The organism is Flavobacterium limi (genome assembly GCF_010645075.1).
In the GTDB taxonomy this organism is placed as follows: domain Bacteria; phylum Bacteroidota; class Bacteroidia; order Flavobacteriales; family Flavobacteriaceae; genus Flavobacterium; species Flavobacterium limi.
This window is the reverse complement of sequence record NZ_JAADZV010000003.1, coordinates 148,291-170,983: the sequence shown is the minus strand read 5'-3', so window position 1 is coordinate 170,983 and position 22,693 is coordinate 148,291. Positions and strand designations below refer to the sequence as shown.

General features: G+C 33.6%; 21 protein-coding genes and 1 tRNA gene. 7 read left to right on the top strand and 15 right to left on the bottom strand.

Going from position 1 to position 22,693, the window contains the following annotated elements; genetic code table 11:
* Positions 1-7 precede the first annotated feature (7 nt).
* Entirely contained in the window at positions 8-1,024 is a 1,017-nt protein-coding gene (locus GXM16_RS07840) for an endonuclease/exonuclease/phosphatase family protein (RefSeq protein WP_229684294.1), read from the top strand.
* A gap of 82 nt (positions 1,025-1,106) precedes the next feature.
* On the opposite strand, the gene GXM16_RS07835 is transcribed toward GXM16_RS07840, so the two are convergent.
* From GXM16_RS07835 to GXM16_RS07810, 6 genes are all read right to left on the bottom strand, one after another.
* Positions 1,107-1,721, bottom strand: coding sequence for a WbqC family protein (locus GXM16_RS07835; protein WP_163393845.1), 615 nt, complete (start codon positions 1,719-1,721; stop codon positions 1,107-1,109).
* Positions 1,722-1,846: 125 nt separating this feature from the next.
* Complete coding sequence (gene lepB / locus GXM16_RS07830) at positions 1,847-3,409, bottom strand: signal peptidase I (RefSeq protein WP_163393844.1); 1,563 nt, start codon at positions 3,407-3,409, stop codon at positions 1,847-1,849.
* A 48-nt stretch (positions 3,410-3,457) separates the two neighbouring features.
* Complete coding sequence (gene dapB, locus GXM16_RS07825; RefSeq protein ID WP_163393843.1) at positions 3,458-4,165, bottom strand: 4-hydroxy-tetrahydrodipicolinate reductase; 708 nt, start codon at positions 4,163-4,165, stop codon at positions 3,458-3,460.
* A 46-nt stretch (positions 4,166-4,211) separates the two neighbouring features.
* Positions 4,212-4,778, bottom strand: coding sequence for a DUF5683 domain-containing protein (locus GXM16_RS07820; protein WP_163393842.1), 567 nt, complete (start codon positions 4,776-4,778; stop codon positions 4,212-4,214).
* Positions 4,778-5,680 (bottom strand): ParB/RepB/Spo0J family partition protein, encoded by a 903-nt coding sequence (locus GXM16_RS07815; protein WP_163393841.1) that lies wholly within the window; start codon positions 5,678-5,680, stop codon positions 4,778-4,780. Before GXM16_RS07815 ends, GXM16_RS07820 begins: the two co-directional genes overlap by 1 nt.
* A 5-nt stretch (positions 5,681-5,685) precedes the next feature.
* Positions 5,686-6,453, bottom strand: a complete 768-nt coding sequence (locus GXM16_RS07810) for a ParA family protein (RefSeq protein ID WP_163393840.1) — start codon at positions 6,451-6,453, stop codon at positions 5,686-5,688.
* A 303-nt stretch (positions 6,454-6,756) separates the two neighbouring features.
* On the opposite strand from GXM16_RS07810, the gene GXM16_RS07805 reads away from it, so the two are divergent.
* A tRNA-Pro gene (locus GXM16_RS07805) sits at positions 6,757-6,831 on the top strand.
* Between the two features lie 154 nt (positions 6,832-6,985).
* The gene (gene trxB / locus GXM16_RS07800) at positions 6,986-7,933 is read left to right on the top strand and encodes a thioredoxin-disulfide reductase (protein ID WP_163393839.1); all 948 of its coding nucleotides are present in this window, start codon (positions 6,986-6,988) and stop codon (positions 7,931-7,933) included.
* Positions 7,934-8,099: 166 nt separating this feature from the next.
* On the opposite strand, the gene GXM16_RS07795 is transcribed toward trxB, so the two are convergent.
* From GXM16_RS07795 to GXM16_RS07775, 5 genes are all read right to left on the bottom strand, one after another.
* Complete coding sequence (locus GXM16_RS07795; protein ID WP_163393838.1) at positions 8,100-8,933, bottom strand: GIN domain-containing protein; 834 nt, start codon at positions 8,931-8,933, stop codon at positions 8,100-8,102.
* A gap of 87 nt (positions 8,934-9,020) precedes the next feature.
* On the bottom strand, positions 9,021-9,752 hold the full coding sequence (locus GXM16_RS07790) for a head GIN domain-containing protein (RefSeq protein ID WP_163393837.1): 732 nt from the start codon (positions 9,750-9,752) through the stop codon (positions 9,021-9,023).
* Between the two features lie 4 nt (positions 9,753-9,756).
* On the bottom strand, positions 9,757-11,475 hold the full coding sequence (locus GXM16_RS07785) for a PspC domain-containing protein (protein ID WP_163393836.1): 1,719 nt from the start codon (positions 11,473-11,475) through the stop codon (positions 9,757-9,759).
* A gap of 2 nt (positions 11,476-11,477) precedes the next feature.
* A complete protein-coding gene (locus tag GXM16_RS07780) occupies positions 11,478-11,810 on the bottom strand; it encodes a PadR family transcriptional regulator (protein ID WP_017498072.1) in 333 nt (110 codons plus the stop codon).
* A gap of 203 nt (positions 11,811-12,013) precedes the next feature.
* Positions 12,014-12,469, bottom strand: a complete 456-nt coding sequence (locus tag GXM16_RS07775) for a DUF4870 domain-containing protein (protein ID WP_163393835.1) — start codon at positions 12,467-12,469, stop codon at positions 12,014-12,016.
* 255 nt (positions 12,470-12,724) lie between these two features.
* On the opposite strand from GXM16_RS07775, the gene GXM16_RS07770 reads away from it, so the two are divergent.
* Positions 12,725-13,177: a DUF4442 domain-containing protein gene (locus tag GXM16_RS07770; protein WP_163393834.1), complete on the top strand. Its 453-nt coding sequence runs from the start codon at positions 12,725-12,727 to the stop codon at positions 13,175-13,177.
* A gap of 68 nt (positions 13,178-13,245) precedes the next feature.
* On the opposite strand, the gene GXM16_RS07765 is transcribed toward GXM16_RS07770, so the two are convergent.
* The 4 genes from GXM16_RS07765 to GXM16_RS07750 all read right to left on the bottom strand — a co-directional run bounded on the left by GXM16_RS07765 (position 13,246) and on the right by GXM16_RS07750 (position 15,694).
* Positions 13,246-13,395 carry a hypothetical protein gene (locus GXM16_RS07765; RefSeq protein WP_163393833.1) on the bottom strand — a complete coding sequence of 50 codons (150 nt, stop codon included), beginning with the start codon at positions 13,393-13,395 and terminating at the stop codon, positions 13,246-13,248.
* An 89-nt stretch (positions 13,396-13,484) separates the two neighbouring features.
* Entirely contained in the window at positions 13,485-14,201 is a 717-nt protein-coding gene (locus GXM16_RS07760) for a heavy-metal-associated domain-containing protein (RefSeq protein WP_163393832.1), read from the bottom strand.
* Between the two features lie 82 nt (positions 14,202-14,283).
* A complete protein-coding gene (locus GXM16_RS07755; RefSeq protein ID WP_163393831.1) occupies positions 14,284-14,844 on the bottom strand; it encodes a helix-turn-helix domain-containing protein in 561 nt (186 codons plus the stop codon).
* A gap of 16 nt (positions 14,845-14,860) precedes the next feature.
* Complete coding sequence (locus GXM16_RS07750; protein ID WP_163393830.1) at positions 14,861-15,694, bottom strand: AraC family transcriptional regulator; 834 nt, start codon at positions 15,692-15,694, stop codon at positions 14,861-14,863.
* Positions 15,695-15,795: 101 nt separating this feature from the next.
* On the opposite strand from GXM16_RS07750, the gene GXM16_RS07745 reads away from it, so the two are divergent.
* From GXM16_RS07745 to GXM16_RS07735, 3 genes are all read left to right on the top strand, one after another.
* On the top strand, positions 15,796-16,962 hold the full coding sequence (locus GXM16_RS07745) for an MFS transporter (RefSeq protein WP_163393829.1): 1,167 nt from the start codon (positions 15,796-15,798) through the stop codon (positions 16,960-16,962).
* A 565-nt stretch (positions 16,963-17,527) separates the two neighbouring features.
* A complete protein-coding gene (locus GXM16_RS07740) occupies positions 17,528-20,815 on the top strand; it encodes a SusC/RagA family TonB-linked outer membrane protein (RefSeq protein ID WP_163393828.1) in 3,288 nt (1,095 codons plus the stop codon).
* Between the two features lie 19 nt (positions 20,816-20,834).
* Positions 20,835-22,670: a RagB/SusD family nutrient uptake outer membrane protein gene (locus GXM16_RS07735; RefSeq protein WP_163393827.1), complete on the top strand. Its 1,836-nt coding sequence runs from the start codon at positions 20,835-20,837 to the stop codon at positions 22,668-22,670.
* Positions 22,671-22,693 lie beyond the last annotated feature (23 nt).

Below are 22,693 nucleotides of genomic sequence, written 5' to 3'. Positions count from 1 at the left end.
TAAAATAATGTTCTTTTTGAATATAGTACTAACTGTTCTTACATTTAGTATCTATGTTTTACCATTTTTGGCGCCTAAAAGCTCTCCGCTTTTATCGGTGCTGACTTTGTTTATGCCTGCTTTTTTTGTGGCAAATGGATTGTTCTTCATTTATTGGGCAATTCAGTTTAAAAAGCGTCTTATTTTGTCCGGATTAGTCTTGTTAACCGGAATAACATTTATTAGTAAATTTTATAAAATATCTGGCAAAGAATATGTAAAAGACGAAAAGGATTTCTCTGTAATGAGTTATAATGTCCGCCTTTTTAATGTTTTTAAATGGTTGGACCGTGATGATATTCCTGCGAATATAAAAGCATTTATAGATGAAAAAGACCCTGATATTTTGTGTGTTCAGGAGTATTCGAATTCTGCTCACCTGGATTTAAAAGTATATCCTCACCGTTATATTTTTATAGATGGAAAAAAAATAAAAACCGGTCAGGCTATTTTTTCAAAATTTCCGATTATAAATGAAGGAAATATTATTTTCCCCAACTCAGATAATAATGTGGTTTATGCTGATATAAAACGTGGCAAGGATGTGATCAGGGTTTATAATATGCATTTACAGTCTATTAAAATTTCGCCTGATGTAAATGAGATTTCGGATGATATTGATAATGTTAATCAAAAAAAGTCACAGCGAATATTTGCCAGAATAAGTAAAGGATTCAGGCAGCAGCAGGAGCAGGCAGAGATTTTTAAAGAAAATATCAAACAATGTAAATTCCCGATTATTATTTGCGGAGATATGAATAACAGCCCTTTTTCTTATGTCTATCGAAACATAAAAGGAAAACTAAAAGATACTTTTGAAGAAGCAGGAGAAGGTTTTGGTGCTACTTATAAATTTAAATACTATCCTGCAAGAATCGACTATATTTTTACTGATCCTAAAATGAAAGTAAAACAGTTTGAAAGTTTTTCTGATTTTGAAAATTCAGATCATTATCCCATCATGGCAAGGCTTTCAATAGAATGATTTTTAGACCAAAGGCGAAAGTGAAAAGTTAAGTGAAAGTGATATAAATTTATAATTCACAACTTACAATTCACAATTAATTTTATATAATTTTCTGTGTTTTTAAATAATCCATTGCAAATTTCCCTTCATTGAAGAGTAAATCCAAAATGCTTAAATTGTTTATAAAACCGTGTTTGTCATCAAAAACCTGCGGGTATTTTTCAAATGAATTCTGATCTTTTTTTCCATTAGCCAGATATCTGAAATCAGAAACATTTTGTACTTCATGAAAATATTCAGAAGTCTTACCAAATTGCAATTTCATGCGTAAACATTTGGTAACTGTATCCAAAACCTCCATGTTTAAATCCATCAAATAGGTATGTTTTTTTTCGAATATAGGAAGAATGTCATCCTCGAAAAACTCAAAAAAAGGAGAACTTCTGTAAGCTGCTTCCAGTGATTTAAAATGCTGTTTTTGCCAGTCAAATTCATTTTCAATCAAAACATCTTTTGTTTTTTGATGTGTCGATTTAGAATGTTTAATAGGAATATTTAATAGTTGAATTCCATTAGGACTGTAGATATAGGTACGGTTTCTATTAGTCTGTTTTTGAAAATTATCTTCCATTTCAAAAGTGATATTCTCAGATTGAGCCATAACTGTAAAATGGCTGATTGACGGAAAATAAGTAGGAAGTAATAAGGAATTCATGTTTTTGTTTTTAGTTTAAAATAGTTTCAGGTTTCAAGTTTCAGGTTTTATGTAAACTTGAGACTTGAAACCTTACCCGAGAGCTTTGCTCGAACAGGCGAAGCAAACAAAAATAACTTATTTAATTATGCTTTGTTTTCTTTTCTCTTTTTCCAAAAATATTCTCCAATAAAAAATGCCGCTAAAGCAATCAGGAAATATTTAAAATAGGATTGTGGCTGACCTTCTCCATCAACTGTTGTGAAGACTCTGTCCCAACGGATTTTATTAATGCCTTTTCCGTTTGTATCCCAGCTCATCCAGATAAAAACCGGCTTTCCTACAATGTGATTTTCTGGAACATATCCCCAATAACGGCTGTCTTCAGAATTATGACGGTTGTCTCCCATCATCCAATAGTAGTTTTGTTTAAAGGTGTATGTAGTAGCAGGTTTGCCATTTATTAAAAATTTTGAACCTTGCAGCTCTAAAGTATTACCTTCATAAGTGGTAATGATGTCTTTATAGAATGGTAACGATCCATTTGTCAAAGCAACTGTTTTTCCTGCTTCCGGAATATATATCGGTCCAAAATTATCCTGATTCCATTTGTTGATATGAGGGAAAATTGCATTTTCGTTTCCTTTGGAAATTTGTCTTTTGACATTTGTGATCCCAGGTGTGTGTTTTAATCGCTCAGCGCTGGCTTCTGTTAAAGCCGCAAAATATAAGGTGTCTCTTTTTGCTTCATCTTTAAATCCCATAACATCAACAAGATTGACATTAAGTTCTTTTAAAAGGGATTCAAAATCAATCGGTGTTTTACCATCTAAAGCTACGGCATAAGAATATTGTGGTTTGGCTCTTTCCGGAAGGATTAATTTTTTGTTATTGATATAAACAAAACCATCTTTTATTGACAAACTATCGCCAGGGATACCTACGCAGCGTTTTACGTAATTTGATTTCTTATCGATAGGTTTTATAACGCCTGGTCTTCCTTTTGGTTCAAAGAAGTAATGTACGGTATCAACAGGCCAGTTAAAAACAACAATGTCATTTCGTTTTATTTTTTCTAAAGCTGGTAGCCTTAAATAAGGTAATTGCGGCCAGCTTAAATACGATTTCTTTTTTGTTAACGGAATCGAATCGTGTACCATTGGTAATGCAACTGTAGTCATAGGAACCCTTGGTCCATAGTTTACTTTGCTTACAAATAAAAAGTCCCCAATTAATAGTGATTTCTCTAAAGAAGAAGTTGGTATTGTAAAAGGTTGTACCACATATGTATGTACGAGTGTTGCTACGATTACGGCAAATAATAATGAACTTACTGTGTCTGCTGTTCTGTTTTCGGGAGTTAATTTTCTGTCAGCATTATGCACTAATTTTTGAGTGTAATTGACATAATAAATGTAAAATCCTAAAGTAAAAATTCCCAAAAAGGTATCCAAAGTTGTTTTTTTTCCAAACGTTCTCAGGGTTTCAACCCAAACAACAGGAAACATAATCAGGTTGATAATCGGAATGAAAAGTAATATTGTCCACCATGTTGGGCGGCTAATAATTTTCATTAAAACAATCGAATTATAAACAGGAATTGCAGCTTCCCATGATTTTCGGCCTGCAGCCTGATATAATTTCCAGGTTCCCAGAAAATGGATTATTTGTACAGCTAAGAAGAAAACAAACCAAAGATAAAGTGTCATAGTTGTATATTTTTAATTCTGAAATTTCAGAATATTATTTTTTGAATATTATTTGGATTCCAGATTCAAAACGTCTTTCATCGTGTAGATTCCTTTTTTACCCGCAAGCCATTCAGCAGCAATAACAGCTCCTAAAGCAAAGCCTTCACGATTGTGTGCAGTGTGCTTTAATTCGATGCTGTCCACAGTTGAGTCATAGGTTACGGTGTGAGTACCCGGAACATCACCAATTCTTTTTGCTTCGATATGAATTTCATTTGACTTTGCATCTTCCATAGTCCAATTTGCGTAGGCGCTGTTTTCAATTACACCTTTTGCTAAAGAAATAGCTGTTCCACTTGGGGCATCTAATTTTTGTGTATGGTGAATTTCTTCCATTGATACTTTATAAGCATCAAACTGAGCCATGATTTTGGCTAAATATTCATTCAGTTCAAAAAAGATATTTACACCCAGGCTAAAGTTTGAACTCGAAATAAAACCACCTTGTTTTTCTTTGCAAAGGGTTTCCATTTCATTGTAACGATCCAGCCAGCCTGTTGTGCCTGAAACTACTGGAACATTGGCATGAAAGCAATTGGAGATATTGTCAACGGCTGCTGTAGGTACACTAAAATCTATAGCAACATCAGCAGTTGAAAGTCCGTCATAAGTATTGAATTCATCTTTTTTCAAGACAATTTCATGACCTCTTTCCAGAGCAATTCTTTCGATTACCTGACCCATTTTTCCGTATCCTAAAAGTGCAATTTTCATTTTTTTTGTATATTTTTTTAAAATTTAAACAGATTAAAAAATGCGTTTAAAAGTTGTAGTTAAAAGTTAGTCCGACATTTGGTTTAAAAGTTACATCCGTAGGGTAAATTTCCGGACGCAGAGATAATCTTTCGTTAACATTAAATTGAATCAGAGAAGCGTCGACATTGGCGTCAATGATGTTTAAAACGTAGAATCCAACAACAAATAAGGCAGACAAATCGCGATTACGCTGATAAAACTTTTGACCGGCAATAAGCCTGTCGTCGCTCAGATAATCAAAATCGCCGCTTTCCGGACTATAGCCTTCAAGCCTTCGTTTGTATTCGTCGCGATACTGATGGTATTTTTTGTTATTGTCAAGATAAAAATACAGGCTGGTACCAATTGCACCATAAACCAAAGGGATTTTCCAGTATTTTTTATTGTATGCCTGTCCTAAACCAGGTAAGATGGCTGAGTAAAAGGCAGCTTTTGCTGGTCGCAGTGGGTCTATTTCCTCTAGTTTAGTGGTGTCTTTAGTGACTAAAACCGTTTCTTCTTTTGCCTGGGCAAAAAGAGAGACGGTTCCTAAGAGAAAGAACAATAAGCCTATGGGGACAATTTTATTCACTATCCGTTTATTAATTTTATAATTCTGTTAAAGTCGGCTTCTGAATTAAACGGAATTGTAATCTTTCCTTTTCCGTTACCTGCCACTTTTACATCAACTTTCGCACCAAAATAATCATTGAAAGTGTTTTTTTGCGTTTCTTTAACTACAAATGAAGAAGCTGCTTTTGGTTTTCCTTCAGCTTTTGGTTTCAGGCCTTCATGATAGTTTTTTACCAGAGTTTCTGTTTCGCGTACAGACAAGTTTTGGCTCACAATCTTTTGGTAAATATCAGTCTGAATGTCAAGATCTTCAATGTTAATGATAGCTCTTCCGTGCCCCATGCTGATAAATCCGTCGCGAATACCGGTTTGAATAATCGGATCCAGTTTTAAAAGACGTAAATAATTGGCAATCGTAGAGCGTTTTTTTCCAACACGTTCACTCATTTGTTCCTGGGTTAGCTGAATTTCATCAATCAAACGCTGGTAAGAAAGCGCAATCTCAATAGGATCTAAATCATGACGCTGAATGTTTTCAACCAAAGCCATCACCAATGATTCATTATCATTAGCAATACGGATATAAGCAGGAATATGTGTCAAGCCAATCGAAGTAGAAGCGCGTAAACGACGTTCTCCAGAAATTAACTGGTATTTGTTAAAGTCTAATTTTCGAACAGTAATAGGCTGAATTACACCTAATTCTTTGATAGAAGTGGCTAATTCGCGTAAAGACTCCTCATTGAAATTACTTCTTGGCTGAAAAGGATTTATTTCGATAGCACTTATTTCAAGCTCAATAATGTTTCCAACAACTTTGTCAGCATTTTTATCTTCTACTGATGTAATGTCATTTTCCGGATCTTTTAATAATGCTGATAATCCTCTTCCTAAGGCTTGTTTTTTAATTGCTTTTGTCATAAAAACTATTTGCTGTTTTTCTTTATAATTTCCTGAGCTAAATTAATGTAATTCACTGCTCCTTTGCTGGTAGCATCATAATTAATAATGCTTTCTCCAAAACTTGGAGCTTCACTTAATTTTACATTTCGCTGAATAACGGTTTCAAAAACCATATCGTTAAAGTGTTTTTGAACCTCTTCAACAACCTGATTTGATAAACGCAATCTGGAATCGTACATGGTTAGCAATAATCCTTCAATATCCAAATCAGGATTATGGATTTTCTGAATACTTTTAATAGTGTTCAGTAGTTTTCCTAACCCTTCAAGTGCAAAATATTCACACTGAATTGGAATAACTACAGAATCTGCAGCTGTTAAAGCATTTAAGGTTAAGAGACCCAGAGATGGTGCGCAGTCGATAATGATAAAGTCATATTCTTCTTTAGCCTCCTCTAATGCTTTTTTAAGCATATATTCACGGTTTTCCTTGTCAACCAATTCAATTTCGATAGCTACAAGGTCAATGTGAGCAGGTATCACGTCAACATTTGGAGATGTGCACTTTAAAATAGCTTCTTTTGGGGTTACAGTATGTTCAAGAATTTGATAAGTTCCGGTTTCTACTGATTCTACGTCAATTCCAAGGCCAGATGTAGCATTGGCTTGAGGATCAGCATCGATCAATAAAACTTTTTTCTCTAAAACACCTAATGAGGCAGCAAGATTTACTGATGTAGTAGTCTTTCCAACGCCTCCTTTTTGATTAGCAATAGCAATGATTTTGCCCATTTATTTTCTGAATTTTGAACCGTAAAAATACAATTATTTATGGTTTTTGAAAATCTATTTTGTTAACATTTGATAAACACTCTTTAGCCTTTGTTTGGTGGGTGTTCTTAAACGAATTGAATTAAATTAGCTAATGTATTTTGTTTTTACGGTAACTGTTTGTTTTGCGAAAAAGTGTTCATATTTAAATTTCACGGATAATATTGTAGTGGGGTTACTTTTAATCCTTCTAATTAAAGTTTTATTTTAATTCCTCAAATTTTTTGGATAAGCAAAAAATAGTTGTATATTTGCACCCGCTTACGGGGTGTAGCGTAGCCCGGTTATCGCGCCTGCTTTGGGAGCAGGAGGCCGCAGGTTCGAATCCTGCCACCCCGACAAAATCCTTTCTGTATTTACAGAAAGGATTTTTTGTTTTTTAGCTGATTGGTGATTCTCTATTTCAGGATAATAAAAACTGATTAATCGGATTCTTTTTTCCAACAATAAAAACTTATTTTTGCACCGTAATTATTAACACAACCATAATATTATGTCAGATACAATCGAAAAAATTAAATGCCTTATTATTGGTTCTGGTCCTGCGGGTTACACCGCTGCTATTTATGCTGCCAGAGCAAATATGAATCCGGTTCTTTATCAGGGAATGCAGCCTGGAGGTCAGTTGACAACTACAAATGAAGTTGAAAATTTTCCTGGTTATGTGGATGGGGTTACAGGACCTGAAATGATGATTCAGTTACAGGAGCAGTCAAAACGTTTTGGAGCGGATATTCGTGACGGTTGGGCTACAAAGGTTGATTTTTCAGGCGATATTCATAAAGTCTGGATTAATGATAAGATAGAATTACACTGTGAAACTGTTATTATTTCGACAGGAGCTTCAGCTAAATATCTGGGATTGCCATCAGAACAGCATTACTTAAATATGGGTGGGGGAGTTTCTGCCTGTGCGGTTTGCGATGGATTTTTCTACCGCAATCAGGAAGTTGTAATTGTAGGAGCTGGTGATTCTGCCTGTGAAGAAGCACATTACCTGTCAAAACTTTGTAAAAAAGTAACGATGCTGGTAAGAAGCGAAAAATTCAGAGCTTCAAAAATTATGGAAGAGCGTGTTCGTAAGACTGAAAACATCGAGATTTTACTGAATCATGATACTGTTGAAGTTTTAGGTGATGGAAATGTAGTACATGCTATTAAAGCTTTAAATAAAACAACTGCTGAAGTTATTGAAATTCCAGCAACAGGATTCTTCGTAGCTATTGGTCACAAACCCAATACAGATATCTTTAAAGATTACATCACACTTGATGAAACAGGATATATTGTGAATGTTCCGGGAACATCTAAGACAAATGTAGAAGGTGTTTTCGTTGCTGGTGATGCTGCAGATCACGTATACCGTCAGGCAATTACTGCTGCGGGTACAGGTTGTATGGCCGCACTTGATGCAGAACGTTATTTGGCTGCTAAAGAATAATCTATTGTAGTTTCAGTTTTTTTTCTTGTTTCAGGTTACTGGAATCTGTAAAAATTAATGATAAAAAAAATCCCTGTCTAAAATTTTAGACAGGGATTTTTCTGTTCTGTAGCTTTTTGTCTTTATTTCGAGCCTGAAACCTGAAACAAGAAAACCTGAAACAAAATTATTTAATCTTCTTAATCAATTTAGCCTCTTCACTAAAACGTGTAAGTTGAATTGTTGGTTTACCTAAAAGCGAAACTTCGGCTTTGTCTCCAATAGCAAGTGAAATAGATATTTCAGCCAATACACTTCCGGTTGCATTGTTTTCAGCAGTAAAGCTGGCTTCTTTAATGGTGAATTTATTTCCGGTGAAAGTAGAATTGTTGTCTATGCGGATGCTCCCTTTTTCTGCGACACCTTCAATGGCAGCGTTTGATTTTTGGTATAAATCACATTTGAATTTAATTGCTGATACCAGAGATTTTATAGAGGAGCTTTTGCTTAGTTGTAAAGATGCGTCATCGGCTTTTAAATTAATCTCCGATTTTGATTTATCATCTGCAACCAGGCTGAACTTCTTTGCATTGACATTCAAAAGTAATTTAGAATAATCAAAACTGTTAAATGTAATGTCATCTAACAGAAGCTCCTGAATAGCATATATTATCGCTTCATTTTTAGTAATTACTTTTGTTAATGATTTTGTGTAAGTAACGCGTACACTTAGTTTTTTGAAAATAGAAGATTCTTTTGAAGTATACAAACGTAGTGTTTTTTCTCTCAGATCCATTCCGATAATATCGTGTAAATTATCATCTGCTTCAATTTTTATTTCGTTTTTTTCACCTCTTTCCAAATAGACTTCAATATTATCATCTACTTCCAGGGCATCAAAATCACCAACTTCTTTTATTGATGTTGTAACAATTTTAGAACCTTTAATTTTTTCTCTCTTTTGGGCAAAAGTTAAGGCAGTAACTAATAGCAATAAGAACAGGACTGTATTTTTTTTCATTAATTCTAAATTTTGATTTTGACAAATATAAAAAAATCATCCACTTTTGATGAATGATTTCTTTTATATTTAACACTTAATATAGTGTTATCCTTTGCTGACACTTCCTCCTGAATTTTCTGATTTTTCGTATATTTTTGGATTTGTATCAAAACTAATACTTGCTCCGCTGGATGCATCTGCTTTCAATCGTACGATAGGATGCACATTTATACTTGCACCACTTGAAGCATCTGCTTCAACTTCATTTGCTAATAATTTTTCAGCGTTGATACTTGAACCGCTAGAAGCTGATGTTTTAATTTTTAATGCTTTGCCTTCTAAATTAACAGTACTTCCGCTTCCCGAATCGCAAGAAATATTATCAGATTCAATGTTAATATCCATAGATGCAGCGCTTGAAGCTTCAAGATTTATATTTTCTCCCTCAATTACATTTTTGCTGTGTACAGATGAGGCACTTGAAGCTTCGAGTTTATCAATAACCGGCATTCTTACAGTAACCTTTTTGGTAACATTGTTAAATGAATTGAATTTGCATGAAACTATTAGGGTTCCGTTTTTAACTTTTGTTATAATTTCTTTTTGGATGTTATCGTCTGCTTCAACAATAATTTCTGTAGAATCAGATTGTTCAATAACTAAATCAATGGCATTGCTGACTGATACACTTTTAAAATCACCCTGAACAATTCTTTTTTCGGTAGTAACATTTCCACTTCCTTCAATTGAGTTTATGTTAAAGTTACACGAAGCGAACAATAATGCAGTGATAGTGGCAATAATAAATTTCGTAATATGAATGATTATTTTGATCATGGTTTTAGTTAATTTTAATTATAACTCCGTTTTTATCAGTGGTTAGTTTTCCTTTCCCTTTTTTAGCATTTAAAACTTCTTCTCCGTTAATTTTAATCGAAACTTCTTTTACAGTATCATTTACAATAGTGTCCTGTGCTACATCATCATGTTCATTTTCATCTATAGGACAGTTAAGGCATTTTATTTTAGATCCTTCTACTTTATAGTTATAGTTACCGCTAAAGTGTAAATTGAAAAAATCATCCTCTGAATCATCATAATCTTGTATCGAAGCATCCGGCTTAAATAATTGACCTTCTGGCAAGTATAAATATACGTCAACTTCCTGACCTCTGAACTTATTTTTAACGTCTGTAAGAAAATAATTATCCAAAATTAAATAATTTCCTTTAATGTCAACATTATAATTGATTTTTTCTGCTCTCTTTTTTGCATTTGTAAATGAGTTTCCTCTTGCGCTCTTTTCTATTTGTAAGTAAGGAGTTGTTTCGTCTGTATGCAAAACATGTAAGCGAACATCATTTGAATAAATTAACGCATTGTTGGCAGAATCCTGTACAAATTCAAAGTCTCTGTGATGATGGTCAAGGTCTTTTGCATAATAATCATTGTATCTGAATTTTACATAAAGTGTATCTTTAGGGGAAAGACTAATTGCTTTCTTTTCTACAGTTTTATTGTCATATGATATTTCAGTAGCCTGTTTAATTCCGATACTGATAGCAATTGCAACTGCAATAATCCAAATTGCAAGCAAGGTATATTTTGCAATGTTTCCGATAGTTTTCGTATTTGGAGATAACAATTTGAAACCCAAAAGTGTCAGAAAGAAAAACGGAATTCCAACTGCAAAGAACATCAATAAGCCAAATGACCATATTGGATATCCTGTGAAGTTTCCGGCCTCAATAAAGTTTTGCCATGGAAAATCCATTGACAGATTCGTTCCTAAAGTAAAAACGCCAATAAGTAGCAAAATTAGTACAGAGATGCCAGACATTATTAATACAACCCCTAAAAACTTGGCGAAGATTTTAAAAACCGTCATGACAAAGTCTCCAAATGAGCTACTTATTCTCTCAGCTCCCGACTTTACCTGGTTACCCATTTTATCATAATCTGCATTTTTAAATTTATCAGATAATGAATCAATTTCTTCTCGAACTTTTTTTTCGATATTTGAAATTGTCACAGGCTCACCGGTCATTTCCAGTTTTTCTGAGGTTGTAACTGCTTCAGGAGTTACAACCCATAATACAAAATAGGCTAAAATACCGGTTCCAAAACCTGCAAAAACAAATATTAAGAACACAATTTTAATCCAGACAGCGTCAATTCCAAAATAGTGTCCTAAGCCGGTAGCAACACCGCCAATCATACCTTTTTCTTTATCGCGGTATAATTTTTTGCTTCTTATAGTACTATTATTAAATGATTGATTTGGTTTTTCTTCGTCTTCAAGTCTGTAATCTTCCGGCTGTCCCATTACCGCAATCACTTCATCAACATCTTTCAGTCCCACAACATGTTTTTCGCTTTTTTGTTTTTCTGTTAATAATTCAGAAACACGCATTTCAATATCTTTAATAATTTCATCTTGTCCTGATGAGTTGTTTAACGATCGTTTTATTGCGTCAAAATAGCGTGTCAATTTTAAGTATGCATCTTCATCGATGTGAAAAAACATCCCGCCTAAGTTAATATTTACTGTTTTGTTCATGATTATTGATTTTGATTGGTGATTAGTTTTACGGCATCTGATAATTCTGTCCAGGTTCCGCTTAATTCGTTTAAAAATGTCTGCCCTATTTCGGTTAATCCATAATATTTTCTAGGTGGTCCTGATGTCGATTCTTCCCAGCGATAATTTAGCAAACCGTCGTTTTTCAGTCTTGTTAAAAGCGGGTAAACTGTTCCCTCAACAACTAATAATTTTGCGTTTTTTAAAGTGTCTAATATTTCAGATGTATATGCGTCTTTTTCTTTTAGTACTGATAAGATGCAAAACTCAAGAACACCTTTGCGCATCTGTGCTTTTGTGTTTTCAATGTTCATAATTTCATTTTGTTTTTTTTAGATTGAACAATTCGTTTTTTGATTGATGATGATTTGATGATTTTGATTGATGATTGATTTTTTCAGGAGCTGTTTCCTGCCATCCGCTGTATCTTTTCCTGGCTAAAGGAGCCAGAAAAAGGATGCCGCTTTTGTCAGGGCTAGGGCTCTTGTGAATCTATAACTTTTAATATTTAGTAGTATTACTTTATAAAAGGAATCGTTAGCGGATATTTGTATAATTCTCCGTTTGATGCTTTTATCGAAGCATAAATCACTAAAAAGAATTCAACAAACTTTAATATCCCAAAAAGAACGACTGCTGTAATCCCAACACTTAAAAGACCAATATTTCCCTGAAGATTAAAATTTCTGATTACAAAATCGTCATCGTTAATGATTGCTTCAATCGGAAGATTTTGCAAAAACACAGTTACAAAAATTGGGATGGCAATAAGTGCTAAAATCAAAGTGTAAAGCAATAAGCTTAACTGAAAGTTCAAAGTCTGTTTTCCGTGGTGATCTGCAAATTCAGATTTGTCTTTATAATTCGTCCAGATGATTAGTGGAAAAATATAATTCCCAAACGGAATAATGTATTGGCTTAATGTGCTTAAATGCGTGAACGCCGCAGTGTTCTTTTCTGATGATTTTTCCATGATGAGTGGTGTTAATGTTTCCATGATTAAAAGTATATAGTAATTTCTTATGCAAATATATATCTAAAAAACAGTATCTTGTTTTACATAGTACCAAATGTTAACAAAAATTTAACAAGTGTGTTGTTTTGATTTATACATTTATAGAGCGTAAATTGGTGTTTATGTTAGTAAATATGAGGGGTTTATGAAAATCATTGTAATTTATTGTGCGTGCATAGTTTTTTTGTATTTTTACATAAAAAATATATCTAAATGGCAGTTTCAGTTTCCAGACTCAATAAATTTGTGTTGTTCAAATTACCGTCAGCTTACTTTTGCGGGGTACGTGTTAAAGCTATTGATCAAAATAGCTGTACGGTAACAGTCAAACACAGGTGGATCAATCAAAATCCTTTTAACTCCATGTATTTTGCAGTTCAGGCAATGGCAGCTGAACTAACTACAGGGGCTTTGGTAATCTCACAAATTCAGGAAAGCGGAAAGAAAATTTCGATGCTGGTTGCCAACAATAAAGGAAACTTTACTAAAAAAGCTACGGGCAGAATTACATTTGTCTGCAACGATGGGCACTTAATTGCAGAAGCTATCAGGAAAACAATAGAAACCGGAGAAGGACAGACGTTCTGGATGAAATCTGTCGGGACAAACGAAGAAGGTGTTCAGGTTTCTGAAATGGATTTTGAATGGAGTGTTCGTCTAAAATAATTCAACTATCATTAATAATAAAAAAAGACCTCAATTTGAGGTCTTTTTTTGTTGAAATAGGATTTCATTTATTTTTTTGTGCAACAAGATTTTTTTTCTGTTGCAGTCTTTTTGCAGCAAGATTCTTTTTTTGCTTTTTCTTTCGCTGGTTTGGTTTCCTGTGCCTGAAGACTAATTGTAAACAATGCGATTGCTAAGACGGTAAATAGTTTTTTCATTTTTTTATAGTTTAATTGTTTTGTTTCTTATTGATATCCGGTCAAATATAACAAGATTTAGTTTTGATGATTCTCAAGATTTAGTTAAATTATAGTACTGAAATCAACATAGCCAAACTCATTACGATCATCAAACCATCTTCTATAATCGTTACAGTACTCATCGGTAAATTAAAAACGGCTCCCAAACAGGCACACTGAATGCTCTTTTTATTCAAAACCGATTGTAAAACACCAATAATACTAACAGTCATAACAATAAATGTAACTGTATTTGTAAATATCGGGTTAAAATGCAACAGATAAGAAATTCCTAATCCGAGTTCTAAAAAGGCATATAAATATCCCCAGGCTGGAACTTTCTTAGCCAAAACATCATACATGGCATAACTTTGTGCAAAACCTTTTAGATTAAGCAATTTAAAAAAAGAAAAAACGATAAAAAATCCTGCCATAAAGTGCTGCATTGCCTGCATCACATCAAAATGATGATTTGTTAACTGAATCAGAATCGTAACCAGACTGATATAAAAGAAAATCAATAAAATGGGTTTGTAAGTTTCAAGCCAGGTTCTTCTGTCTTCCCCAGCTTCATGCTGATTATTAATTTCTGAAATTTGATATTTATTGTCTAAAGCATTTTGTAAATCTGCTAAAGAAATATGTTTTTTCATCGTTACAGTTGCGGTTCCGTTATCTTTTGAAACTATTGCATTTGTGATGTTGTCATCTGTTTCTAATGCTTTCTTTACTTTTTCCTCGCAGCTGCTGCACGTCATTCCGCTAATTTGATAGGTATGTGTCATGATATTTGATTTAGGATTAAAAACAAATTTCCGAACAATGACGCACTTATAATTGTAAAATTTTGGGAATGATTTGCAAGATTTACAAATTCTCGATCTGAATACGTTTTTTGTCTTTTAATTGTTTGAAATAGGTTGGTGTAAAACCTGTTACTTTCTTAAACTGATTGCTTAAATGTGCGACATTGCTATAATTTAAAATATCGGCTATTTCACTTAACGAAAGTTCATTGTAAATAATTAACTCTTTTACCTTTTCTATTTTTTGACTGATAAAATATTTTTCAATTGTTGTATTTTCAACTTCTGAGAAAAGATTACTCAGTGAATTGTAATCCTGATTAAGGTTTTCTGCTAAATAATCAGATAAATTAGTTTTAAGTTCATTGTTTTTGCGATGAACCAAATCAATAATCAGTGTTTTAATTTTTTCAATTGTTTTACTTTTTTTATCATCAATTAAATCAAATCCTAAAATACGCAGGTGATTTAAAATCTGTTTTTTTTGATCTTCGCTAATAGTGTTCTCAAGCTCAACTTCGCCCAATTCAACTGAAATAGTTTGCAGGCCAAGTTTTTCTAGCTCAGTTTTTACAACCATCTTGCATCTGCCACAAACCATATTTTTGATATATAATTTCATGTTTTGTTTTTTACGACTATAGTTTTTTATAATCTGTTGGTTTCATGTTTTTTCGCTTCTTAAAGTAATTTGATAAATGACTTTCATCAGTAAAACCAAATTCATGTGCAATTTGCTTAATAGGCAATTGGTTATTTAGAAAACGCTTTTCGATTAACGTCGTTCTTAAATTATGAATATAATCACGATAGCTAATGGCAAAAGTCCTTTTAAAATAAGCGCTGAAATAGGTTTGTGCAATATTAAAATGATCTGCAATTACTTTTATCTGAACCAGTTTTGGCTGATAAATATTCTGATGGATATAAGAAGTTATTTGTTCGTTATCAATAGAATTCCCTTTAACAATAACATTCATACTACGTAAGGTTTCTTTAATCAATCCAAAAACCGAAAGAATCTGATAAAATACAATTGGCGAATTGGAAACATCAGTTTTGCAATTGTATGCTGATATGTTGTCAATGGTATTTTTTAAAATTGTTTTACACGGATCATCTAATTTTAAAACAGTTTCTTTTAATGTTTTGTCGCGCATGAAACTTTCCGGGGTATGCACTAAAAATTCATCACAGGTTAAGTTTTGTTTCGAATTAAAATAATGGTCTGTGAATTTGATATAAAAAAAACAAGTACTTTTTCTGATGTCAAAATAATGTTCATCATCTGGAGAAATTACAAATAGATCTCCTGATTTATAAGGTAATAAGTTGTTGTTTAGATGATGAATGCCATTTCCTTTTTTAATGTAAATGATTTCATAATAAGTATGCGTATGTGGTGGAAGATGAAATTTCTCTTCTTCAAATTCATGAATGACAAGTGTTTCAAACTGATTTAATTTCGGCATAACTTAAATTTACAATTTTATATCACAAAAATACAATTTAATTCTGTTGCTTCCGGCGTAAATTTGCATCATAGAAAACCTATTCTTTTCTTATAGAAACAATGAAAAAAAGTCTTATTGCCCTCTCATTAGGAGGTTTAACAATTGGTATAGCCGAATTTGTAATGATGGGTTTACTGCCCGATATCGCTTCGGACATGAAAGTTTCAATTCCCGTTGCCGGATATTTAATCTCAGCTTATGCTTTGGGAGTCGTTATTGGTGCGCCATTATTGGTTATCCTCGGAAGAAATTTTCCTCCTAAAAAAATGCTTTTAATTTTAGCTTTGATGCTAACGGTTTTTAATACACTTTCAATAATAGCGCCTAATTATAACGTTTTATTCGCTTCGAGATTTCTTTCCGGATTGCCACACGGAGCTTTTTTTGGAGTAGGGGCTGTAGTCGCAAGCCGTTTGGCAGAGAAAGGAAAAGAAGCTCAGGCAATTGCTATTATGTTTTCAGGACTAACACTGGCTAATTTAATTGGTGTTCCAATTGGTACCTATATTGGGCATCATTTAATATGGCGTTATACTTTTGTATTAATTGCAATTGTTGGATTGCTTACCTTTTTGTTTATCTCTTTATGGATGCCTAATTTAGAAAAAAGTGGTGATGTGAATATGAAGACACAACTGAAATTTTTTAAAAAAACAGAAGCATGGTTAATCATTGGGATTACAGCAATTGGTTTTGGAGGCTTGTTTGCGTGGATAAGCTACATCGCTCCTTTATTGATTAATATTTCCGGGTTTTCGCCAGAGGATGTTTCCTATATATTGATTTTAGCAGGTTTAGGAATGGTTGTTGGGAATTTCGTCGGAGGTAAACTGGCTGATAAGTATTCGCCTGCGCCTACTGTATTGGCTTTATTATTTATAATGGTGATTGATTTATTGATGATTTACTTTTTCTCTTTTAATCAATATATGTCCTTACTTTTTACTTTTTTAACCGGGGCAATTTCTTTTTCGGTGATAGCACCAATTCAGATGTTAATGATTAAAACAGCTAAAGATGCTGAAATGATTGCTTCGGCAGCGCTTCAGGGTAGTTTTAATATTGGGAACGCTCTAGGAGCTTTTTTAGGAGGTCTTCCTCTAGCTGCCGGATACAGTTATGCATCACCAAATCTTATAGGTGTAGGAATGGCAATCATAGGTATGTTTATAACCTTTATTTTAATGCAAAAACATAAAACTGTTTTGAAATTGGAAATGGAGTAGTAGGTAAATTTCATTTATGCTTTATTACCCTTAAATTTTATTTAAGGGTTTTTTTTATTCCTGAATTATATAATATGTAAATGGTTTTTTTGTGATGATAAGAAATGTCAATCTGTTTTCTGGAAAATAATTATGACAAAATTTCCTAAGATCTGTTTTTTGTTACGATTTCATACATATATTAGTAATGATGTAATCGATTGAATTTTGTGTAATAATTTAATCGCTTTAAAAATATAAAAGAATATTTCTCAGAATCTATGGAAATAAATTGTAGATATCATATTTTTAAATAGATTATTTTTTTATATATAATTTATTTTATGATTTTTTTGTGAAATATAATTTTTTATATAGATTTTTTTTTTATGTTTGTGTAATCGATTACAAATTACTTTTTTTTGCTTTAGATATTCATTTTTATGTTTGTTTTCAGGGGTTGCAGAAATAAACTTAAAAGTTGATTTGAATTAAAAAATATATTTTCAGGACTTAAAAAAGTGAATTTAATCTTAAAACCATAAATGAACTTTATAAACAATTAATAATAACTAAACACTACACTATGAATTTTAAGGAGTTTTTTAATAAAGGAGCAAATTATTGCTTTGCGGCAGTTTTTGTACTGTGTTTGCTTTCCAGTACTAAGGCAAGTGCACAGGACCTAACAGTTGAAGGGGTTGTAAAAGATGCATCGGGTTTGACCTTGCCTGGTGTTAATGTGTTGGAAAAAGGTACAAAAAATGGGGTTTCAACAGATTTTGATGGAAAATACAAATTGAAACTTTCAAATTCAAAAGCAACCTTAGAATTTTCATTTATTGGATTTACAACACAGTCTGTAGCAGTTGCCGGTAAAAAAACAATTAATATCGTTTTGGCTGAAGAAGCCAATGCATTAAATGAAGTTGTCGTGGTAGGGTACGGATCAGTTAAAAAGTCTGACCTGACAGGGGCGGTAGCCAGTATTTCAGGTACTGACCTGAAAAAAGTGCCTGTTCCAAATGTGGCTGAAGCCTTAACAGGTCGTATTGCAGGGGTACAGGTAACCTCTTCAGAAGGTTCTCCTGATGCGGAAATTAGCATTAGAGTTCGTGGTGGAGGGTCTTTAACACAATCTGCAGCACCTTTATATATAGTTGACGGTTTCCCTGTAAACAGTATGAGTGATATTTCGTCTTCTGATATTGAAACGATGACGGTTTTAAAAGATGCATCTTCTACTGCTATTTATGGTTCTCGTGGAGCTAATGGTGTAATTTTGATTACAACAAAAAGTGGTAAAGACGGTAAATTAGCGGTTAGTTTTAATACTTTTTACGGTATGAAAACAAGAGCGAAAGACTTTGATGTTTTACCGGTAGAAGATTACGTAAAATGGCAATATGAGTATGCTCTTCTAAATCAGGGAACGGGTACAAAAGTAGCTTCTAATCCTGCTTCATATACAAATTATTTTGGTAACTGGGAGGATTATGATATATATCAAGGGATGAAAGGAAATGACTGGCAAAAACAAATTTTTGGTCGTACAGGTGAGGTGCAAAGCCGTGATTTAGGTATCAGAGGAGGAAATGAGAAGCTAAATTACAATTTTAATTATGCTCATTATGATGAAAAGGCGATTATGTTAGGCTCTGATTATAAGCGTAATAACTTGTCTTTGGCATTGAAGAGTAAAGTGAATGATAAAATTGATTTAACTTATACAATGCGCTATTCAGATACTCAAGTTAATGGTGGAGGCGTAAATGAGCAAAATGAAAAATCATCAGCTGATTCCCGTTTAAGAAACTCTATTGCTTATGCGCCACTACCAATTCCAGGGATTTCTAGCGATGAAACAAATGAAGATGTAGCTAATAGCTTGGTTAATCCAGTGCTTTCAGTCTGGGATAATGATCGTGAACAATCCCGTAAAAATTTTAATATGTTAGGGAGTTTTTCATGGGAGCTGGTTGACAATTTGAAATTTAAAACCGAATTAGGTTTGGATAACTATAATTATCAGGATGCTCGTTTTTATGGGACATCAACCTATTATGTTAATAGTTCGCCAGATGTTAACGCTCCTTTTAAAGGGATGCCAGCTGTGATAATTACGGATAGAAAAGATGTGAGATTTAGAAATGCGAACACTTTAACTTACGATTTTAAAAAACTATTAGGTAAAGATCATCATTTAGATTTATTAGCTGGAGAAGAAACTCTTAGAACTACGTCAAATACTTTGACAAATACACTTCATGGTTTTCCTGAGTTTTTTGATTTAAATCTCGCAAGAAAATTAACAACACAGTCAGGAGTTCCTAACCCAGCTTATACAGGTACTCCTTCAAATACTAACCAGGCTCGTTTTATAGATAACTTCTATACTCCTGATGATAAATTATTATCTTTTTTTGGTAGAGCCAATTACAGTTTTAAAGATCGTTATTTGTTAACAGCTACTTTCCGTGCTGATGGTTCAAGTAAGTTTATAGGAAATAATGTGTGGGGGTATTTTCCTGCTTTTGCTGCTGCCTGGAAAATTTCAGAAGAGGAATTCTTAAAAGATAAAAGCTGGTTGAGTCAGTTGAAAGTTCGTGCTAGTTACGGAGAGGCTGGTAATAACAATATCCCTACTGGCCAAACAGTTCAAAACTTCGAATCCAGACCTATAACTACAATAAATGGGGTTTCTAGTGGCTGGGCTACCAACAGTAAATATATGGCTAATCCTGATTTGAAATGGGAGACTACTGTTACACAAAATATAGGTTTGGATTTCGGTTTCTTTAATAACCGTCTTAGTGGAACATTAGATTTTTACAACAATAAAACCAGTGATTTGCTAATTGAATTTCCCGTAGCTGGTTCAGGCTATGAGTATCAATATCGTAATATGGGACAAACTCAAAATACTGGATTTGAAGCTAGTTTGAATATTGCTGCAATTGAAGGGAAAAATTATGGTTTAAACTTTGCATTTAATGTAGGAATAAATAAAAACAAAATCAATTCATTAGGTATAATGCCAGATTTCCCATACTCATCAGGTTGGGCATCAACTCAAATTACTAATGATTATATGGTAATGGTGGGTTCTGCTTTAGGACAAATGTATGGTTACAGAAATGTTGGACGTTATGAAGTTTCTGATTTTGATTGGAATGGAACCACATATACTTTAAAAGGTGGTTTGGTTGATAATGGCCCTGTGGGTTCAGTACAACCTGGTTCTATGAAATTAAAAGATTTGAATGGTGACAATATAATTGATAGTAAAGATCAAGAGGTTATTGGTAGTGCACTTCCAAAAAATACAGGGGGTATGGTAATCAATGCCAATGCTTATGGATTTGATTTGTCTGCAGCTTTTAACTGGGCTCTTGATTATGATGTTTACAATGCCGATAAAATTGAATTTTCAACTGCTAATCAGACCAATGGCGAGTATAGAAATTTAAGTGCGATTATGGCTGACGGGAAACGTTGGACTAATTTAAATCCAGTTACAGGAGAATTAGTTACAAATCCTACAGATTTAGAAGCTTTGAATGCTAATACAACTATGTGGTCACCTTATATGGGGCGCTTTGTGATGAGTGACTGGGCTGTGGAGGATGCTTCCTTCTTACGTTTAAACACTTTAACTCTAGGGTACACTGCTCCGGATAGTTTTGTCTCTCATTTAGGTTTAACGAAGTTACGTGGTTATTTGACGGCTACTAACGTATTTGTATGGACAAATTATTCAGGTTCTGACCCTGAAGTTTCAACAAGAAGAAAAACGACTTTGACTCCGGGAGTTGATTCATCAGCATACCCACGCAGCAGACAGTTGATTTTTGGTCTAAATGTTAATTTCTAATTTTAAAGTAGTACAAAAAATGAAATATAAAATAATAATTGCAGGATTAGCTTTGGCTACACTTTTTACTGCCTGCCAGGAGCTTGGAGATGATTATTTAGATGCTCCGGCCAAATCAACATTAGATGAATCTGTAATTTTTTCTACTCCTGGATTAGCTAAAGGAGCTATTGATGGAATCAAGGTTCCTTTTGGGGAAACTAATTCTTATAGAGGTCGTTTTATACCATTTTATGGAATGAATACAGATGTTGAATGGTATAATAATTCGCAATCCGTTACTGCACAATCTGATTTGTGTACTTACGATGCCAGAATAGATAACATTCAAATGAATACACCTGATAATGCCTGGGCCTCTATGTATGGAGGTATTGAGCGTGCAAATATTGCTATTAGAGGTCTTCGCCAATACGGAAATCCATCCCCGGGAACTGAAATGGGAGAACTTTTAGGTGAAGCATTGACATTGCGTGCTATTTATTATGCTGATTTAATGAAAGCATGGGGTGATGTACCATATCGTTTTGAACCTATTGGCAACCAAACTATATATCTTCCTAAAACAAATCGTGATGTAATTTATAAACAACTTATTGCTGACTTAGGAGAAGCTTCTGCATTGGTAGCATGGCCTAATGGATCATCCGGGACTACAACCGTTGAGCGTATTAATAAAGCTTTTGTAAAAGGTTTAAGAGCACGTTTGGCTTTAGTAGCTTCAGGATACCAGCAATATCCTGATGGAATCCGTAAAAGTAATGATCCGGATTTGTCTGTTGATAAAATGTATGCTTTGGCTTTAAGTGAAGCACGTTCGGTAATTCAAAGTGGTACAGCACAGTTAAATTCTACTTTTGAAGGATTTTGGAGAAATGTGAACCAGGATTATATAACTGCAGGAGGAGAATCACTTTGGGAGATTCCTTTTGCCGAAGGTCGTGGGCGTGTGTTGTTTAGTTTTGCGGTTAAAAATCAGTCACCAAATCAATTTCAGTCAAATGGATCGGGACCAGGAGGTTCCGCTGGACCACTGCCTACTGTTTTTTATGATTTTGACGAAAAAGATACCCGTAGAGATGTAACTTGTGTACCTTATCGTTGGGGTACAGCTGTCAATGGTATTGCTAAACAGGAACTGGTAGCTTTAAATACATGGTATTTTGGTAAATATCGTTATGAATGGATGAAGAGAAGAGTTACTGCTGCGAGTGATGACGGAGTAAATAAAGTATATATGCGTTATGCTGAAGTATTGTTGATCGCTGCTGAAACAGCTAATGAATTAGAAGGTCCGGCTGCAGCTGCTCCGTATTTGAAGCAAATTAGAGAAAGAGCTTTTGCGCCTGCTGACCGAGCTGTTAAAGTGGATGCATATGTAAATGCATTATCTTCAAAGGAAGCTATGTTTGATGCTATTGTAAAAGAGCATAAATTTGAATTTACTGGTGAAATGGAACGTAAACAAGCTTTAATTCGTTGGAATATTTTGAAAACTAAATTAGATGAAACTAAAGTGAAAATGGTCAATTTGCGTGATAGAGCTAATGAGTATGCAGATGTGCCGGGTACTTTATATTATAGATATGTAAAAGATGTGGCTAATGAATCTAAATATGGAGGACAAGACAATACTACTATTTTACAAATCTATGGACTAAATCGTGGTGAATCTACAAATCCTGGAGCTGATTATTCATCTTTTACATGGAATAATTTGAATGATGCTAAAATTAATTCGGTATATAAGGCTGGTGTTAATCCAGATAACCGTCAGTTCTGGCCTATTTGGCTGAACTTTATAAGTAGTAGTAGTGGACAATTGGTAAATGATTATGGATATCCAAATCAATAATGCTTTTATGTGATTTTTAATGT

Excerpts from the sequence above, each read along its gene's own strand:
- GXM16_RS07760 (WP_163393832.1), bottom strand. The coding sequence starts at position 14,201 with ATGACACATACCTATCAAATTAGCGGAATGACGTGCAGCAGCTGCGAG.
- GXM16_RS07735 (WP_163393827.1), top strand. The coding sequence starts at position 20,835 with ATGAAATATAAAATAATAATTGCAGGATTAGCTTTGGCTACACTTTTT.
- GXM16_RS07795 (WP_163393838.1), bottom strand. The coding sequence starts at position 8,933 with ATGAAAAAAAATACAGTCCTGTTCTTATTGCTATTAGTTACTGCCTTA.
- GXM16_RS07775 (WP_163393835.1), bottom strand. The coding sequence starts at position 12,469 with ATGGAAAAATCATCAGAAAAGAACACTGCGGCGTTCACGCATTTAAGC.
- trxB (WP_163393839.1), top strand. The coding sequence starts at position 6,986 with ATGTCAGATACAATCGAAAAAATTAAATGCCTTATTATTGGTTCTGGT.
- GXM16_RS07745 (WP_163393829.1), top strand. The coding sequence starts at position 15,796 with ATGAAAAAAAGTCTTATTGCCCTCTCATTAGGAGGTTTAACAATTGGT.
- GXM16_RS07790 (WP_163393837.1), bottom strand. The coding sequence starts at position 9,752 with ATGATCAAAATAATCATTCATATTACGAAATTTATTATTGCCACTATC.
- GXM16_RS07835 (WP_163393845.1), bottom strand. The coding sequence starts at position 1,721 with ATGAATTCCTTATTACTTCCTACTTATTTTCCGTCAATCAGCCATTTT.
- GXM16_RS07755 (WP_163393831.1), bottom strand. The coding sequence starts at position 14,844 with ATGAAATTATATATCAAAAATATGGTTTGTGGCAGATGCAAGATGGTT.
- GXM16_RS07770 (WP_163393834.1), top strand. The coding sequence starts at position 12,725 with ATGGCAGTTTCAGTTTCCAGACTCAATAAATTTGTGTTGTTCAAATTA.
- GXM16_RS07740 (WP_163393828.1), top strand. The coding sequence starts at position 17,528 with ATGAATTTTAAGGAGTTTTTTAATAAAGGAGCAAATTATTGCTTTGCG.
- GXM16_RS07810 (WP_163393840.1), bottom strand. The coding sequence starts at position 6,453 with ATGGGCAAAATCATTGCTATTGCTAATCAAAAAGGAGGCGTTGGAAAG.
- dapB (WP_163393843.1), bottom strand. The coding sequence starts at position 4,165 with ATGAAAATTGCACTTTTAGGATACGGAAAAATGGGTCAGGTAATCGAA.
- GXM16_RS07780 (WP_017498072.1), bottom strand. The coding sequence starts at position 11,810 with ATGAACATTGAAAACACAAAAGCACAGATGCGCAAAGGTGTTCTTGAG.
- GXM16_RS07750 (WP_163393830.1), bottom strand. The coding sequence starts at position 15,694 with ATGCCGAAATTAAATCAGTTTGAAACACTTGTCATTCATGAATTTGAA.
- GXM16_RS07765 (WP_163393833.1), bottom strand. The coding sequence starts at position 13,395 with ATGAAAAAACTATTTACCGTCTTAGCAATCGCATTGTTTACAATTAGT.
- GXM16_RS07815 (WP_163393841.1), bottom strand. The coding sequence starts at position 5,680 with ATGACAAAAGCAATTAAAAAACAAGCCTTAGGAAGAGGATTATCAGCA.
- lepB (WP_163393844.1), bottom strand. The coding sequence starts at position 3,409 with ATGACACTTTATCTTTGGTTTGTTTTCTTCTTAGCTGTACAAATAATC.
- GXM16_RS07840 (WP_229684294.1), top strand. The coding sequence starts at position 8 with ATGTTCTTTTTGAATATAGTACTAACTGTTCTTACATTTAGTATCTAT.
- GXM16_RS07785 (WP_163393836.1), bottom strand. The coding sequence starts at position 11,475 with ATGAACAAAACAGTAAATATTAACTTAGGCGGGATGTTTTTTCACATC.